Below are 13,507 nucleotides of genomic sequence, written 5' to 3'. Positions count from 1 at the left end.
TATATATATGTGCTTCTCCCGTTCGGGGATAGTTTCGTCGCACTTAAACAACTTCATTGGCATGGCTGATTGCTCCTTGTGCAATTGCTAAGAAGAAGACAGATTCTTCTAATCTTTATTTTTGTCAGAAACTTCTTGGAGTTCCTTGATTTCAAAATCCTATCAACCTTTTTAATTAATAATAGTAAATCTAGTAACAATAACGCGAATTAATATTGCAAAATAGAAATAAAACCAGTTTATAATATACAGTTCTGTCTATATTTTAAGCAACTGCAATCCTTTTATATATAAGACTTTTGGTAATGAGAATAGACAGACTATTCTAACTATATATAAGAGTATTAATGATTTAATTGCTATCCTGATTCTAGATACTTCAGTTGGATAAATCGGCGATAGTTGCTCAAATCAAAACAATAGGAAAAACGCAATTGTTTGCTTTTAAGCTTTCTAGCTGATGAGTAATTGTAACCACGAATACTGTTTGTAAATTAATTGATCAGCGCAAGTAAATTGGCCAGATGTATGATATTCTTTATTTATAGGGAATCTAATACCAGAATAAAAACTCCTTAGATTCCTTTGAAGTGAGTATCAGTCCAGCCTCATCAGTTATTGGTGACGGCATAACGTTAATCGAAGTGGAGCAAAACCGCCCAAAAATCGGTTTTTCGTTTGGCGAAGCCGTTGCCATAGCATAGGCTGGACTGATTTTTTTATGTATCTTCTTTGCAGCGAAAATAATGCTTGTCTTGCTGTGATGAAGCAGAAATTTATGATTCACCTGCCGTATCTGTAGAAGTTTTTTCAATTCTTAGTGACAGGATTGCAACTAATTTTTAGCACCCTTGTTGTATCTAGCATCCCACTAATTCTCTGCCATATCTGTAAGAAGCTGTTTAATTTCTAGCAGATAAATGCAATATTTATAGTGCTGGATAGACGGCTGATATCCACTGTCTAACTACGTTGATGCTGTCACAACCTGGGCAGTGAACTTTTTCAAAAACTACAACTTCAATTTAATTCAACACTCTACTTGATTACACCATAATCTTGGAGCCGAATCAATAAGTCTACGCCATTACTGAGGTTTTTATGCGGAAAATCGCTATTTATGGAAGAGGGGGAGTTGGCAAGTCCACAACGACTCAAAACGTAGTGGCTGGACTGACCGATATAGGTCGTAAGGTGATGGTTGTAGGGTGTGACTCGAAAGCAGACTCCACCCGGCTCCTTTTGGGGGGATTCCACCAGAAGATTGTACTTGATACGTTGCGTAAAGAAGAAGATGATGATTTTAATCTAGAAGACTTCCGCCAGGTGGGATGGGGGAAGACGCTGTGTGTGGAATCGGGTGGGCCGGAACCTGGTGTGGGATGTACAGGTCGAGGCATTCTGACATCAATTGGGTTGCTGGAACAACTTGGTGCTTATGATGATGCAGTTAGACTTGATTATACATTTTATGATGGTCTAGGTGACGTGGTATGCGGTGGATTTGTCATGCCCATTCGTGAACGCAAAGCTCAAGAAGTTTACATCATTACTTCTGGGGAAATTATGGCAATGTATACCGTCAACAACATCTGCCGAAGTATTCAAAAGTATGCTTCGATAAGCGGTATACGTCTGGGAGGATTGATTTGCAACTCTCGCAAAATCGATGAGGAAGATGATTTGATCAAAGCTCTGGCAGATAAACTGGGGACTCAAATGATCTACTCCATACCCAGAGACAATATGGTGCAGCAAGCAGAGTTCCACCGCAAGACGGTGATTGAGTATGCTCCTGAGTCTGAACAGGCGCAGCACTATCGCAACCTAGCAACGGCAATTGACCAGAACACAGATTTTGTGACTCCGAAATCTATATCTAACGATCGCCTAGAGGAACTGCTGGTACAGTTTGGGTTGTTTAGACATCTCCAAACATTAGGTATCAGCCCAAGCTCCACAAGGGTTGCAGATTCATTTTCGGAGATGCCTCTTGAATAGGACGATGCAGTAGGGGTTATCCCTCATACAAAGTGTCTGGAGCAATTGGCAATCTCTGACTCGAAAAAGCAGAAAAAACTGCGTAAACTTCTTAACACCATTTGAGAAATCGGCGTTCTGAACCACGCCAAAATTCGTCTACCTCATTGAAGGAGGAGAACTCATTATGTTGACCGAAGAGGTTTTAGTCCAAAAATTTATCACCATAGCTCAGGGGCGGTGTCCCAAAGTCGGTGAGTTGCTCCAGTACTGCCACGTCGAACTCGTAAACTCTTACTGGGGCTGCCCCCCGAAACTTATACAACATTTTGTCGTATATTATCCTAATATGCTGTTTGCCTCAGTCAATGCCTACCAAGACATTTTCCGAGGCGTTGCCCAAGATTTGGGGATATTGGATGCTGTTTGCATAAACGCTACAAGGATTATCCGCGATCGCTCCTCAAGGTTGAAGGAAAAGAACCCGATCTTATGGTTGGAACTCCAGTGGGTGGCAGTACCAACTAAAAAAGGCGATTGGCATTTAGATCAGGATTTACCGTACTCGGACTAAGTTTTCTTTTGGTGACGTAGCTAAATAGTATCCAAATATGCAAGTATTTTAGCAAGATGTATGTTATGCTTGCAGCAAATAAGCGAAATTGTCAAAACATCAACATGTCTGACAACAAAAACGGCAAACACTAGAAAACCTTGCGATTGACCCAACAAATTTAAATTTGTCTGCTGCGGCTTTTTCTAACGGAGAGATACAGCCTCATGAAACTGGATGTGAATCTTTGCAATAACCTGAAGTCAATTAGAACTCGCTTGGGCATGAGTCAGCAAGAATTAGCGAATATAGCTGGCGTAACTCGTCAGAGTATTGGTGGTGTGGAATTAGGGCAATATGCTCCTTCTGTTGCTATGTCACTACGTTTAGCTAAGGCACTTGGTTGCCAAGTCGAGGACTTATTCTGGTTTGAGGAAGATTTACCAGAAGTTGAGGCAATTCTTGCGGGATCAGTCCCTAAGCAACAGCAATCACGAGTTAGTCTAGCGCGAGTTGGGAATCAATGGATAGCTTATCCCCTCGTTGGGAATGATGCTTTTCGGATCGAAATGATTCCGGCTGATGGTGAGACAGTTGCGGTGATCTACCCTGATGCTGGGGAATCCGTAAGGGTGAAAGAGTTACCCAGCATCAGCAAATTGCCGTTAGCGTTAGAAGTAGCTAGTAATGAGCCTCGCTCGGAGGGTGAAGCACTAAGCCAGATCGGTACAAATAAAGTCCTGGTTCGGCTTCTGGATGATATAGATAAACTGCACAATACAGTTGTGATTGCTGGTTGTACACCTGTGCTTTCCCTCTTGGCAAGAGCAACTGAACGCTGGCATCCGCAACTGCGAATTCATTATCGTTTCGCCCACAGCAAGGCTGCATTGAGTAGTCTGTGCCGAGGTGAAGTTCACATTGCAGGGATGCACTTATACGATCCCAAAACTGGGGAACATAACATTCCCTTTGTACGGGAAGCCTTAACAGGTAAGAGTGCCGTTTTGATTACGCTTGGAGTTTGGGAAGAAGGATTGTTAGTCCCACCAGGAAACCCAATGGGAGTTAAAACAGTTTCCGACTTAGTAGAATTTGGAGCAACTATTGTCACCCATGAAGTGGGTTCTGGCGGTCGGATGCTTTTAGAACGGAAACTCCAAGAAGAAGGAGTGCCATTCCAGACTGTGAAAGGATTTGACCATATCGTTCACAACCATCAAGATGTTGCCTTGTCTGTAGTCTCAGGAATGGCTGATGCAGGTATCAGTACGGCATCTATAGCTGCTGCCTTTGGGTTGGGATTTATCCCCCTTCATCGGGCGCGATATGACTTGGTGATTATTAAAGAATACTTGGAAGAAGAACCGGTAAAGCAGTTCCTCAGCATCTTGGGACATCAGCTAGTGCGATCGCAATTAGAGATTCTCGGCGGCTATGACATCAGCAAGATTGGGGAAGTTGTAGCAAATATTTCATAATTCGTAATTCGTAATTATTACCGCACGACTAAGAAATATGTCTTTTAGTTTCCACAACTCAAGTTAGCAGCTCTGTCTTTCAATTACGAATTCCTCAAGTAAATCAAAATCACCCAACAAGTTAGCTGCAAAATGAATCATCACTTCACTATGAACAAACATCCCGTTCAGATTAACGATACAACCTTGCGAGATGGTGAACAAGCGGCGGGTGTAGCCTTTAACGTTGAAGAAAAAATTGCGATCGCCACTTTTCTTGATGCCATTGGTGTTCCAGAATTGGAAATTGGCGTTCCGGCAATGGGACAAGAAGAAGCAGAATCGATCCGAGCGATCGCTAATCTAGGGTTAAACGCCCAATTACTTGGCTGGAACCGTGCTAAATTATCCGATATCCAGGCATCTATAGATTGTGGTTTGGAACGGGTGCATATTTCCGTTCCTGTCTCAGAAATTCAGATTGCCGCAAAGTTTGGAGGTAAGCAGCAGATAATGCTGGATCTGCTGCGGGATGCAATTAATTTTGCCTGCGATCGCGGTTTATCTGTATCTGTTGGCGGAGAAGATTCTTCCAGAGCCGATCCATCTTTTCTATTGGATGTGGCGTATTATGCTCAAGAGTTGGGAGCTTTCCGGTTTCGCTTCTGTGACACTGTAGGAATTCTCGACCCTCTGAACACTTACAGCAAAGTTCGCTCCCTTGTGCATCATCTATTCATTCCCATAGAAATGCACACGCATAATGATTTTGGATTGGCAATGGCGAACTCGCTAGCTGGTATTGAAGCAGGGGCGCGATCGGTCAACACTACGGTAAATGGGATTGGCGAACGCGCAGGTAATGCGGCGCTGGAAGAAATGGTGATGGCACTGAAACACCTCTACGGCATTCCAACGGGTATTAATACAAAACGGTTGTTGGAACTGTCACGGTTAGTTGCTAAAGCTGCCAATTGGCCGATTCCTCCCTGGAAAGCGATCGTGGGTGAAAATACTTTTGCACACGAGTCGGGTATTCATGCTCACGGTGTGTTGCAAAATCCCGGTACTTACGAACCGTTCGCGCCGGAAGATGTTGGTTGGGAACGTCGCCTTGTCGTAGGTAAACATTCCGGTCGGCATCTGATATTTAGTGTGCTGCAAGAACATGGAATCACCCTCAGTCAGCCAGAAATTCAATCAGTGCTGGATGCTGTAAAGCATCAGTCAGTAAAAGTTAAGCGCAGTCTGACGGTTGAAGAACTTCTGAGTTTGGTTCCCCAAGGGTGAATGCACAACAGGGGAATGGGGAGTAGGGAGTGGGGAGTGGTGTAGATGAACTACTTGAAAGGCGTTCAAGCTCAAAAGTTGACTATGACAAATCCTACAAAATTATTGCGATCGCGTGAAATTCCTTTCAATTACGAAATTGATTGGAATGACTTTCTAAGTGTTCCGGTGTTGAAACTTCTGCGGCTTTAGCAAAGCTTCTTGATGCAGAGATTGTTGATGCTCCAATACTACTTGATATCCAGGGTAGTCAGTCAGGATTGGTTAATTTTACTAAAGCGTTTTTTCTACCATGCTTAATTTTGAATCTATTCGTACCACAGCAATGCAAAAAGTCCCATACAATTGGGCTTTGATCAAAAACCTGCTTTCACCAGAAGCAAGCTTAGAACTAACTGCGAGTTTTCCCCACGAAGAGTTTCGCCTGTCGGAGGGAGAGGGATACGGATACTCCTGGGGGAAGATGCTTGCAACTAGTGAGGATATTTCCTTGATGCTCAAATCTAGCGATAATCGCTGGCGAGAGCGGATGGCACAAGGCAGACTTACTTATGACTTGAGACATCTCAGTAAAGTCTGGCGACAGTTGATAGAAGGATTGTGGACAGACTCTTACCGCGCAGCAATAGCCGAAATGTCTGGGTTGGAACTAAAAGACTGTGTAATGGATATTGGATTTCGTCGGTATGGCTCAGGACAGTTGCATCACCCTCATACAGACGAGCCGAACAAAGTTTTAACTCATCTGCTATTTTTCAATCAACAATGGTCTGTAGACTGGGGAGGCTGTTTGCGAATTCTCAAAGACTCCCAGCCGGAATCTGTCTTTCAAGATATTCTACCCCTTAGTGATTCCTCAGTTGCGATCGCGCGTTCTGACAATTCTTGGCATACGGTTACTCCGCTTACTTGTCCTGCATCTGAGTCTCGGCTAGCCTTACGAGTGGCTTTTTTTCGGAAAGATCGCCTTTCAGATTTTGGAGAAACCCAGCTAGCTGCGTAGTAATCAAGTATTTTCTCTCTACTTTTGTCAGAAAATCAGCCTCCTGATTTTCTGGTTCTTCCTTGTTTTCCTTAATCGTAAAAAAGTCTTCAGGTTCAAAAGCTGACTATGACTAATCCTACAGAACTACTGCGATCGCGCTACGGTGAAGTTCCCTTCAATCACGAAATTGACTGGAACGAATCTCTAGAAACGCTAATAGCCCACCGTTCAGTTCGGTCTTATCTATCTAAGCCTTTACCACCAGGAACCCTGGAATGGCTAGTTGCTGCTGCTCAATCTGCTCCTAGTTCAGCTAATATGCAAACCTGGAGTGTAGTAGCAGTTGAAGATCAAGAACGCAAAGCAGAATTATGCAGGCTGGCTAATAACCAAGTATGGATTAACCAGGCTCCCGTATTCTTTGTTTGGTTAGCAGATTTAGGTCGTCTGGCTCATGTTGCTGACAGTTGCGGACTAACTCCCGTAGCTCTGGATTACGTAGAACTGTTGGTTAAAGCAATAGTCGATGCTTCAGTCGCAGCGCAAAATGCGATTGTCGCTGCTGAATCTGTTGGTTTAGGAACGGTATATATCGGCGCAATCCGCAAAAGTACTCAAGAGGTAGCCACGTTATTGAAATTGCCACCTTTTGTGTTTCCTGTGTTTGGGTTGTGTGTGGGTTATCCCAATCCTGAAGCACAACCTGTTGTTAAGCCGCGTCTACCCCAGCCAGCTGTATTCCACCGGGAAACCTATAAATTGGCAGAGCAAGATGAGGCGATCGCTCACTATAACGATATCATGAAAGAATTCTACACTGAACAAAAGATGAATGTCGCTGGTGATTGGTCGCAACATTCAGCCGAGCGAATAGCCACTTTAGACTATTTAAAAGGGTGTAAGGATTTGCGTGAGACTCTGAATAACTTCGGCTTCAAGTTGTTATAAGGGACTGACAACAAATAAATTATCCAATCTTGTGGGGTGGGCGTCTCGCCCGCCCTAGCCAAAGGCGGGCAAGATGCCCACCCCACAATCAGTAGTTGAGTATTTTTTTATTTCTCAGTCCCTAAAAGGAGTCAACAGCCAGAAGACACAGAGACAGGGTAAGCATCTACCCTACCTCTAGTCTTAAGTAACCTACGCGCAACGGCCACTAGAGGAGAACTTCTGATGTCTGCACCAAAGCTTCTGACACTTAAAGACTCAAAACCCTACACTGAGTCTCAAAAGATGTTTCCAGTGCGTAAGTCCTAAAATAGACCCGCTAACTTGTCAGATATAGCAATTCTCCTGCTTGAAACCTTTGTACGAATTTGGGGAATCTGAAGGCATTTAAGCAGTCAACAGGCGAACAATTTAATGGGTATTCCAGCAAGCTTTATCTTTCAAAAAAGGGCTGACCTGTAAGAATCGCTCTTTGACTGAGAATTGCTGACCAAAAATGTAGAATTAACCCGCGAAACCAAAGGAACTTCAAACAATGAATAATCTATCTACCAAAGACCTCAACAGACTACGTTCTCAAGGCAAAATAATTGTTAGTCGAGTGGAGATTTTCATCGAAACTTACTTATCAGAAACCTCCCTTGATGAGAATCTGGTTAACGAAACCTTAGAAGAGATCATCAAGGCTGCGAATAGCTTAACAACCGCAGCATCCAAGATGAAAACTGCCGAAACCGTACATAAACTCAACGTCAACGGTTCAAAATAGTTTAATAGGGCTGAGTTGAACCCATAGCTAAATAATGGGGGTTGAATGCAGTCCGTTAGCGGATAGCTAAAGTTTAGCCCGTGCTGAGTAATCGATGCTAGATACTCAGCACTATTTCAGTTATGGAAATAAATGAATCTAGACTGTTAGGAAATACGATGCTCAAAGGGCTAACTTTAAACTTCAAGCACTCTTTGATCAACTGCGATCGCTCCAGCATCAAATAGTAAAATAGGAGCCGTTGCAAAACCATGAATGATCTCCAATAGCAGAGCATATCCACGAATCATATCAGCATTCGTCCGCCCACGATTAATGAAGTTATGAGCGCCAAGCACCTGCTCATGAAAACTAACAATCGATAATGCAAAATCGGCAGATGAGTGCTGCCCCATCCGAGCCGTCAAACGAGTAAACTCTAAACCTGATTGCCTCTGTAGAAAACTGATGTGATCGGTATCAAGCAAATATTTCACAATCGCTCGTCATCCTCATCAGTGGGCTTGTCAGCCTGACGAAAGGCACGTCCATATTCCAGAGCTTCCAGAAAAGCTGACTCATCAGAAATTGAGCCGACGAGTTTTTCCAACCAGTTTTCGGAGGGTTTGCCTTCAACCTGGCGTTGGAGATCACAGACTGCTTGCTCAAGGGTTAACAAGCGATGTTCTAGAACTGTTTCATCTAACATGGTTCTTTCCTTTAAGCGTTCACTGTTATGTTGTCACCAAGCTTGACTGAATCCTAAGACTTCTTGAGAGACTTGTTAGAGACATTATAGAATTTGCTGCTAAAAACTAACGCTAATTTTGATCGTTAGGTAATTTTTTACTGCCTGAAAAGCAGCTACATATTGCTGAATTTCTGGAGGGTTTGATGAAGCTAGGGTTGGCATATCTAAGCCCTAATACGTCGCTACAAAGATAACTTATTTCAAAACTTTCAATTTCGATCGCTAATAAAAATCTGATGATTAACATCATAGGCGTGGGTACGTTGCACGAAAATATTTAGGCTTAAAGTTGCTCACTCATCTGACAAAATTAGAAAATTTTCTGTAGCTATAAATACACTCTTGGTAAGAGAATACAAGGAAAAACTTTTTATCCTTTAGCAATTATTTTGGCGATGTGTATGTTATGCTTGCTGTAAAGTTAATTAGGATGTGATGCTCCGAAGGGAGCCACCAAGGGCGATGGCTCCGCCTGCCGCAGGCATCGCAATCAGAAATTATCGACGCTTATGACATCAACAAGATTGGGGAAGTCGTAGCAAATATTTGTTGAGGAACTCCTGAGTTTAGTTCCTCAAAGTTGAACCCACTATACGTACAACATTCCAAGGTTGCATTACATACTGAGAGATTTTATGTTTCAGAGGATGATCGGTGGATTTTTAGTAAGTTTCTTAATGGTTGTTTGCATCGGCTTTGGTAGTAACCTAGTCAAGCAAGAGCCAACTCTTGGACAGTCCCCAGTGAATAAAAGTGTAATCGTGGCGATGACAACCAGCATTGAGGACAGTGGATTACTAGATGATTTAGTTCCGGCGATTGAAAAGAAAACAGGATATAAGCTGAAAAAGGTTGCAGTCGGTACCGGACAAGCTTTGGCTCTGGCTGAAAAAGGTGAGGTTGACGCGCTATTCGTCAATTCACCTAAAGCCGAACGCAAAGTTTTGGCAGGTGGTGCGGTGATTAATCGCCACTTGGTAATGCACAATGACTTTGTGATTGTCGGCCCAGATGCGGACAAGGCAAAGATCCGAGGGAAAAAGAATGCTGTGGAAGCATTCTCCCTGATTGCCAAAAATCAAGCATTGTTTATATCGCGGGGTGATGACTCAGGTACTAACAAACTAGAAAAAGATTTATGGAAACAGGCAAATATCACACCGACTGGTGCTTGGTATCAGCAAACAGGTTCAGGGATGGGGCAAACTTTGCAAATTGCTAATCAAAAACTGGGATATACCTTAGCGGATCGGGCAACGTATATATTTCAGCAGAAAAACCTGTCTTTGCCAATACTGGTGCAAGGAGATAAGAAATTGTTAAATCTCTACCATGTCATGGAAGTAAATTCTCAGAAATTCCCCAAGGTGAATAGTGCAGGAGCTAAAGCGTTTATTAATTTTGTCTTATCTCCTGAAGGACAGACAATAATTGCAGCCCACGGGAAAAAAGAGTTCAAACAACCGCTATTTTATGTTGATGCCGGTAAAACGGAGAAAGATTATGGCTTTTAAAGAAACTTGAGTATCAGACAATAAGCCAAAGTATTCTTAGAATTGAACACAGTAGAAGTTATTCTTTTTTATACCAGGAGTAAGCTCATGACAACCGAACAAAACTCGCCCGAAACCAGCCCACACCACCATACAGCGAAAATCAAAGGTAAGTTGAACGATCTCATTACACACTTGCGTGAAGATATTACCAAAATCGAAGACCCAAAGGCTCAGGCTCTTTTTGAGACTACAGCCGAAGTTCTCAAGGGTCTGGTGAATGCTTACAATGATTACGAGAAACACTCAGAGGAAGCCTGGAAATAAATTACCATAGCGAATCCTTAAGCAACTGAGGTAAACCCAAATCTTTTTTACCAAACGCCATCTACTCAAAGATGGCGCAAGGGGGGTTTTGGTAATGATTTTCGTATTTACACCCAAAGTCGGGTTTTCATAGCAAGTGTTCTTGTGTGCAAGCCATTGTAATTCTAACCACAAACGCGGATCTGTCTGCTTTCCCTTCTACATCGCATCTCGCAGCAGATGTGTACATTTAGACAGATTCAAAAGCTCTCTCCAATAATTCAGAAACAGAAAATATTTTTTCTTTGACATATGGAAAAAAGATCCACTTTAACTCATCCTGACTTTCAGGGTAGCTGTGACTTGCCACGCCAAACATAAAGTATTCTTGCCAAATTCTTTTTGCTGGTCGGTCAAAAACAATTCTTTCTGATTCAAGTAAAAAATTACGTCCAAAATAGGAATCTTTTTCAGTGTGGATCAGTAGTGACAATAAGGAGCAATAATTAGCTAAATTTTCTTCATTTTTTAAGAGTGGGTGATCATCGTCTAAAAGAAAAAAGCCAGCAACCCCCTCTTCGAGCATTTTTTTATGTTCTTCTCGAAGTGCATTGCCTATACCTTCATCTTCAAAACGAGCAATAATCCAAATGCTTGCAAGAAAGTCAAAAATATTGTTCCGTTCGTACTGAGTGAATTTGTTTGCTAGATAGGAGTCCTCTTCTGAAAGTGAATTTCTAAAAGTAATTAGAATGCTTTCTAAAGTAACAATATCTTCTTCGGAATGAATTGGAAATCTATAATCATACCCTGACTCATAAGCACGTAAAAGATAGTCTTTTACGGCCTCTATTTCCTCACTCGTTTGAGGATTATCTAAGTTGAAGCCTAACTGCTTAGATAAGGTGAGCGGCTTCTGAAGAGGATATATGAAAGAAGTAAGCAAGAACTCCATTTGCCAGTGAATTTAACGAATTTAAGGAAACGTGGATAACCATATGTAACACTTACAGGTATTTATTTTCATGTTATGCAAAATTTTTCTATATATATAATGTCTATATCTGTGTATTATACAGAATTTTTGCGTACAAGTATCTGATTTGGCGTAGATTCTCATCCCTGACTGCTCCGAACTTAGTTGCAGTGTGATTTTTTACATTAAATCATATAATAGACTTCATGTAACGCCGGATTTTGATGCAGTCTGGATTAGCGTTGCCGCCACTTTTTTCGCCTGTGAAGCAGTTGACCAACTTCCTTCCATCATTGCAACCACGATCGCACCTTGCACTAAAAGAAGCAGTTGCCTGGCTAACTGTTCTGGTGATGAAACTTCTGCGGCTTGAGCTAGGCTCTTGATGTAATGGTAGATCGATTGTTGATGCTCTAATGCTACTCGATGTCCAGGATGGTCAGCATTGGCTAGTTCCACTGAAGCATTAATGAATGCACAACCTCGGAAATCTGGGCCTTCAAACCATTCTCGTAATGCATCAAATATTGCCAGTAGTTGTTGGGATGGGTTAGAAGCTCGTTGCTCAATCGCGCTTTTGAGCCATTCGCACCATTGTTCATCCTGTTGTCGCAACCACGCTTCAATCAATGCATCTTTTGATTTGAAATGATTGTAGAGCGACATTTTAGCAACGCCAGATTCCGCAACGATTCTGTCAATACCGACGTTGCGAATTCCCTCTCGGTAAAATAAGCCTGATGCTGTACTTAGGATGCGATCGTGAACAGATTTACGGGTTGTTTTTGGTTTAGTCATTTAGATCACATCCTTGAATAATGTGTAAATCTTAAATACTTCGTCAATAATACTGACAAAGATTTTCCCAACTTCATGATTATTTAAACCTGATACTTTACTAGCTTTTTGAAGTTAGGCTGTAAATGTGTCAAACATTTCCTCTTTCTGTTAGTATTTTACGTGATAGCAATTGTATACACTGTAATTATCAGAAATAAATACATCGTTATAACTTAATTTTGAACGGAGATTTTAACTTTATGTAATAACGTGTATGAGCATGATAAATTAACAAAACTTGAAAACTTGAAAACACCCTTAACCATTCTTTGATTCCTTTGAAATACCAGGGTGTTTCATCGATATCGATATTGAATTAAGTTTGTTTTATCCAGTTGCTTAAATTGTTCTATTCTTTCATTCGCCAAAACTTCGATTCTTTCTAAGGACTTAAGAAAAAACTATGTGTAAAGAATAAAGGGTTTATCCCAAAAGTGATTGATGAACTGCAAGTAGACCAAAGTTCCCCCCGAACTCTGGAACTACTACCGATCAAGTACTTCCACAATCCTCCAGAGACTTGTGGAGCAAGACCATCAGTTCATCAAACCATTGGTTAACTTATGGGATTTGGCTTCTTCACTAGAGCGCAAGTGCTTGGAGATCCTTTGTGCTTTAGCGATTTAGATTCCCTATAAATAAAGAATATCATACATCTGGCCAATTTACTTGCGCTGATGAATTAATTTACAAACAGTATTCGTGGTTACAATTAGTCATCAGCTAAAGAGCCTAAAAGCCGATAATTACGTTATTCTGTTGTTTGGAGTTGAAAAAATATCGCCGATTTCTCCTTGGTGAGATATCTATAATCAAGACAGAAATTAAATCATTTATCTCCGGAAATACAGTTAGAATAGTCTGTCTATTTCATTGATTAAAAGTCTTATATATAGAAGGATTGCGGTTGCTTATCATCTATACAGAACTGTCTATTATAAACTGATTTTATCGGATGCCCACAATATTTTTTATGCGATTGTTATCAGATTTACTATTATTAATTAAAAAGGTTGATAGGATTTTGAAATCAAGGAACTCCAAGAAGTTTCTGACAAAAATAAAGAGATAGAAGAATCCTTCTTCTTATCAGTAATACAAGGAGCAATCAGCCATGCCAATGAAGTTGTTTAAGTGCGACGAAACTATCCCCGAACGGGAGAAGCACATATATATT

General features: G+C 41.5%; 14 protein-coding genes. 10 read left to right on the top strand and 4 right to left on the bottom strand.

Annotated features, from left to right (window positions below):
• Positions 1–1,101 precede the first annotated feature (1,101 nt).
• The 8 genes from nifH (at position 1,102) to V7K27_RS32060 (ending at position 7,985) form a co-directional block, all read left to right on the top strand.
• Positions 1,102–2,001: a nitrogenase iron protein gene (gene nifH / locus V7K27_RS32095; RefSeq protein ID WP_334952689.1), complete on the top strand. Its 900-nt coding sequence runs from the start codon at positions 1,102–1,104 to the stop codon at positions 1,999–2,001.
• 166 nt (positions 2,002–2,167) lie between these two features.
• Positions 2,168–2,554 carry a hypothetical protein gene (locus V7K27_RS32090; RefSeq protein WP_334952688.1) on the top strand — a complete coding sequence of 129 codons (387 nt, stop codon included), beginning with the start codon at positions 2,168–2,170 and terminating at the stop codon, positions 2,552–2,554.
• A 206-nt stretch (positions 2,555–2,760) separates the two neighbouring features.
• Positions 2,761–4,014 carry a substrate-binding domain-containing protein gene (locus tag V7K27_RS32085; RefSeq protein WP_334952687.1) on the top strand — a complete coding sequence of 418 codons (1,254 nt, stop codon included), beginning with the start codon at positions 2,761–2,763 and terminating at the stop codon, positions 4,012–4,014.
• Between the two features lie 150 nt (positions 4,015–4,164).
• Positions 4,165–5,283: a homocitrate synthase gene (gene nifV, locus V7K27_RS32080; RefSeq protein WP_334952686.1), complete on the top strand. Its 1,119-nt coding sequence runs from the start codon at positions 4,165–4,167 to the stop codon at positions 5,281–5,283.
• 45 nt (positions 5,284–5,328) lie between these two features.
• Complete coding sequence (locus tag V7K27_RS32075; protein ID WP_334952685.1) at positions 5,329–5,475, top strand: hypothetical protein; 147 nt, start codon at positions 5,329–5,331, stop codon at positions 5,473–5,475.
• 100 nt (positions 5,476–5,575) lie between these two features.
• Positions 5,576–6,286 (top strand): 2OG-Fe(II) oxygenase, encoded by a 711-nt coding sequence (locus V7K27_RS32070; RefSeq protein WP_334952683.1) that lies wholly within the window; start codon positions 5,576–5,578, stop codon positions 6,284–6,286.
• A gap of 108 nt (positions 6,287–6,394) precedes the next feature.
• Positions 6,395–7,216, top strand: a complete 822-nt coding sequence (locus V7K27_RS32065; protein ID WP_334952682.1) for an NADPH-dependent oxidoreductase — start codon at positions 6,395–6,397, stop codon at positions 7,214–7,216.
• A 535-nt stretch (positions 7,217–7,751) separates the two neighbouring features.
• Positions 7,752–7,985, top strand: a complete 234-nt coding sequence (locus V7K27_RS32060) for a hypothetical protein (protein ID WP_334952681.1) — start codon at positions 7,752–7,754, stop codon at positions 7,983–7,985.
• A gap of 176 nt (positions 7,986–8,161) precedes the next feature.
• Here the strand turns inward: V7K27_RS32060 and V7K27_RS32055 are convergent, their stop codons facing one another.
• Both V7K27_RS32055 and V7K27_RS32050 read right to left on the bottom strand, forming a co-directional pair.
• The gene (locus V7K27_RS32055) at positions 8,162–8,461 is read right to left on the bottom strand and encodes a hypothetical protein (RefSeq protein WP_334952680.1); all 300 of its coding nucleotides are present in this window, start codon (positions 8,459–8,461) and stop codon (positions 8,162–8,164) included.
• Positions 8,458–8,673 (bottom strand): transferase hexapeptide repeat containing protein, encoded by a 216-nt coding sequence (locus V7K27_RS32050; protein ID WP_334952678.1) that lies wholly within the window; start codon positions 8,671–8,673, stop codon positions 8,458–8,460. The genes V7K27_RS32055 and V7K27_RS32050 overlap by 4 nt, the downstream gene beginning before the upstream one ends.
• 677 nt (positions 8,674–9,350) lie before the next feature.
• On the opposite strand from V7K27_RS32050, the gene V7K27_RS32045 reads away from it, so the two are divergent.
• Together V7K27_RS32045 and V7K27_RS32040 are read left to right on the top strand one after the other, a co-directional pair.
• On the top strand, positions 9,351–10,229 hold the full coding sequence (locus V7K27_RS32045) for a substrate-binding domain-containing protein (RefSeq protein WP_334952676.1): 879 nt from the start codon (positions 9,351–9,353) through the stop codon (positions 10,227–10,229).
• A gap of 87 nt (positions 10,230–10,316) precedes the next feature.
• On the top strand, positions 10,317–10,535 hold the full coding sequence (locus V7K27_RS32040) for a hypothetical protein (RefSeq protein WP_334952674.1): 219 nt from the start codon (positions 10,317–10,319) through the stop codon (positions 10,533–10,535).
• A gap of 229 nt (positions 10,536–10,764) precedes the next feature.
• Here the strand turns inward: V7K27_RS32040 and V7K27_RS32035 are convergent, their stop codons facing one another.
• Together V7K27_RS32035 and V7K27_RS32030 are read right to left on the bottom strand one after the other, a co-directional pair.
• Positions 10,765–11,469 (bottom strand): hypothetical protein, encoded by a 705-nt coding sequence (locus V7K27_RS32035; RefSeq protein WP_334952673.1) that lies wholly within the window; start codon positions 11,467–11,469, stop codon positions 10,765–10,767.
• Positions 11,470–11,694: 225 nt separating this feature from the next.
• The gene (locus V7K27_RS32030) at positions 11,695–12,288 is read right to left on the bottom strand and encodes a TetR/AcrR family transcriptional regulator (protein ID WP_334952672.1); all 594 of its coding nucleotides are present in this window, start codon (positions 12,286–12,288) and stop codon (positions 11,695–11,697) included.
• Positions 12,289–13,507 lie beyond the last annotated feature (1,219 nt).

Source organism: Nostoc sp., assembly GCF_036919575.1.
GTDB lineage: Bacteria > Cyanobacteriota > Cyanobacteriia > Cyanobacteriales > Nostocaceae > Nostoc.
Note: the sequence above shows the minus strand (reverse complement) of the source record. Positions and strands in the feature narration are given on the sequence as shown.

Excerpts from the sequence above, each read along its gene's own strand:
- nifH (WP_334952689.1), top strand. The coding sequence starts at position 1,102 with ATGCGGAAAATCGCTATTTATGGAAGAGGGGGAGTTGGCAAGTCCACA.
- V7K27_RS32090 (WP_334952688.1), top strand. The coding sequence starts at position 2,168 with ATGTTGACCGAAGAGGTTTTAGTCCAAAAATTTATCACCATAGCTCAG.
- V7K27_RS32085 (WP_334952687.1), top strand. The coding sequence starts at position 2,761 with ATGAAACTGGATGTGAATCTTTGCAATAACCTGAAGTCAATTAGAACT.
- nifV (WP_334952686.1), top strand. The coding sequence starts at position 4,165 with ATGAACAAACATCCCGTTCAGATTAACGATACAACCTTGCGAGATGGT.
- V7K27_RS32075 (WP_334952685.1), top strand. The coding sequence starts at position 5,329 with ATGAACTACTTGAAAGGCGTTCAAGCTCAAAAGTTGACTATGACAAAT.
- V7K27_RS32070 (WP_334952683.1), top strand. The coding sequence starts at position 5,576 with ATGCTTAATTTTGAATCTATTCGTACCACAGCAATGCAAAAAGTCCCA.
- V7K27_RS32065 (WP_334952682.1), top strand. The coding sequence starts at position 6,395 with ATGACTAATCCTACAGAACTACTGCGATCGCGCTACGGTGAAGTTCCC.
- V7K27_RS32060 (WP_334952681.1), top strand. The coding sequence starts at position 7,752 with ATGAATAATCTATCTACCAAAGACCTCAACAGACTACGTTCTCAAGGC.
- V7K27_RS32050 (WP_334952678.1), bottom strand. The coding sequence starts at position 8,673 with ATGTTAGATGAAACAGTTCTAGAACATCGCTTGTTAACCCTTGAGCAA.
- V7K27_RS32045 (WP_334952676.1), top strand. The coding sequence starts at position 9,351 with ATGTTTCAGAGGATGATCGGTGGATTTTTAGTAAGTTTCTTAATGGTT.
- V7K27_RS32040 (WP_334952674.1), top strand. The coding sequence starts at position 10,317 with ATGACAACCGAACAAAACTCGCCCGAAACCAGCCCACACCACCATACA.
- V7K27_RS32035 (WP_334952673.1), bottom strand. The coding sequence starts at position 11,469 with ATGGAGTTCTTGCTTACTTCTTTCATATATCCTCTTCAGAAGCCGCTC.
- V7K27_RS32030 (WP_334952672.1), bottom strand. The coding sequence starts at position 12,288 with ATGACTAAACCAAAAACAACCCGTAAATCTGTTCACGATCGCATCCTA.